Origin of the sequence: Archangium sp., assembly GCF_036389735.1 — a bacterium.
Lineage (GTDB): Bacteria > Myxococcota > Myxococcia > Myxococcales > Myxococcaceae > Archangium.
Map to the genome: position 1 here is coordinate 1 of NZ_DASVWK010000197.1, position 2,266 is coordinate 2,266.

General features: G+C 72.6%; 2 protein-coding genes. Both read right to left on the minus strand.

Features of this window, described 5'->3' with window-relative positions:
• Positions 1–448, minus strand: a 448-nt coding sequence (locus VF794_RS07310; RefSeq protein WP_331108457.1) for a hypothetical protein, incomplete at its 3' end; no start/stop codon positions are given.
• 24 nt (positions 449–472) lie between these two features.
• On the minus strand, positions 473–2,266 hold a 1,794-nt coding region (locus VF794_RS07315), incomplete at its 5' end, for a protein kinase domain-containing protein (RefSeq protein ID WP_331108458.1).

Genomic DNA, 2,266 nt, shown 5'->3' on the forward strand with positions numbered 1-2,266 from the left:
GGTAGCCGCGCGACTGGAGGCAGGCGAGTCCCGCCACCGCCGTGCTCAACGGACCTTCCGCCTTCCAGGTGGCGCAGCGCTCGGTGTGGAGCTGACTGGCCTTCTCCAACATCGCGGTGAGCTCGGGGTGGTTGGGGAGCAGGTCCCAGGCCGCGCGGAGGGGTGGGACGCACCGGTCGAGTTCACCCACCTCACAGGCCGGGCGCGCGGTCTCGATGGCCTGCGCCGTCGCCTTCTGGTTGAAGAGGGGAACGCGGGAGCAGGCCGTCTCGTCCTCGGGGTCGGCGGCGCAGGCGGCCCGGTAGGCGTGGGCCGCGGTCATGAAGTCCCCGCGGATCGCCGCGTCCCGGGCCTGGGACATGGCCTCCCGGTAGGCGGTGTTGCAGCCACTCAGGACGAGGAGCGCGAGGAGCGAGGAGAAGCGCGGCGGCAGGGAAGGGGAACGCATGACCCCTTGATCCTGCCACACACCTCAGGCCCCTCGCGAAGGCCAGGACCCGGAGGGTCTGTGCGGCTCACCCCTCAACTTGCGCTGGAGGAGGCGGTAGCCCTGGAGGGCCTCGAGGTGGAGCGGGTCGGACTGGAGGGCCTGCTCGTAGGCGGCGAGCGCCTGGGCGGACTGGCCCGACTTCTCCAGCAGACGGGCCGACAGGAGTTGCACGAACGAGCGCGAGTCGGCCCCACGCTCCCGGGCGAGGAAGCGCTGCCTCGCCTCCTCCATCTGGGAGGCGGTGAGCCCCTCGGTGAGGCAGCGGACGATGCCGGCGAGGTTGCGCCGGGAGGCGTCATACTCCGCGCGCCGCTCCAGGTGTCCCAGGACGAAGAGGGCCTGGGAGACACGCTCGAGCTGCCGTTCCACCTGGAGCCGCTGGTCCGCGGACAGCGTGCCGGAGAGCAGCGCCTCGAGGGACTGCCGCGCCAGCCGGGCCGCTTCGCGCACCCGCTCCCGGGGCACGTCGAGCGCCAGGCCGAGCAGGGCGTAATGGTCGTCCTGGGCCCGGTTCCGGAAGCCGCGCAGCACCTCCTCCACCTCGGGGTTGTTCCGCACGGGCGCGGCCGGCGGTCGCTCCCCGGAGAGCAGGCGGGTGAAGCTCTCCTGGAAGTCAGCGGGGACGTGCCGCAGCTCCACCCCGAAGCCCGGTGCCATCCCCCATGCCTGGGCCTGCGCGGGCGTCACGTGCCGCACCACCTCGCCGTGACAGGGCAGCTCTCCTCCGGGAAGCTCCAGCAGCAGCTTCACCGGGGTGTGCAGCGGGGGGGGCGCGTCGGTCTGGAGGAAGAGGCCGGTGCGGCCCATCGGCTCACACCCGAGCTTCCGGGGGGCCTCGCCCTCCTTCACGGAGACGCGGGCCTGGAAGGCCGGTGGGGCGGAGCGCTTGCCCGGGCTCACCGTCGCCAGGAGCGCGGCCTTGAGCTCGGCGGCGCTGGCGTACCGATCCTCCGGGTGACGGGCCATCGCGCGCAGCAGCACCCGCGAGAGGGCCGGGGGCACCCCGGGGGCGAGCTCGTGCGCCGGGCGGGGCGTGCGCTGGAGATGCGCGACGAGGACCTCCGCCGTGCTGCGCCCGCTGAAGGGATTCTGACCGGTGAGGAGCAGATGGCCGAGCACTCCGGCCGAGTAGAGGTCCGTGCGCGCGTCCACCACGTCCCCCGCGCACTGCTCGGGGGCCATGAACTCGGGAGTGCCCATCAGCACGCCGGCCTGGGTGGGGGTCTCGTCCGCGGCGTAGAGGTGCTTGGCGATGCCGAAGTCCAGCAGCTTCACCCGGTGCCCACCGTCCTCGCGCGGAAGGACGAAGACGTTGGCCGGCTTGAGGTCCCGGTGGATGACGCCCTGGGCATGCGCGGCGCCGAGCGCGTCACACACCTGTGCGAGCAGCTCCACCACTCGCTCGGGGTCCAACCGCTCCCGGGCGAAGGTGGCCAGGCTGGTGCCCTCCAGGTACTCCATGACCAGGTAGGGCCGGCCCTCGTGCGTGTCGAGGTCGAAGACCGTCACCACGTTCTCGTGCTGGATGCGGCTGGCCCCGCGCGCCTCGGCGAGGAAGCGCGCCACCAGCTTCGAGTCCTGTGCGAGGTGGGCGTGCAGCACCTTCACGGCCACCCGCTTCTGGATGAGGCCATGCTCGGCGAGGTAGACGCAGCCCATCCCGCCTCGCCCCAGCTGGCGCACCACCTGAAAGGTCCCGAGTCGCTGGCCCACGAGGGTGTCCTCGCGCGCGGGGGGCACGGAATAGAGGTGCGTGCGCATCAGGGTCGGGCACTC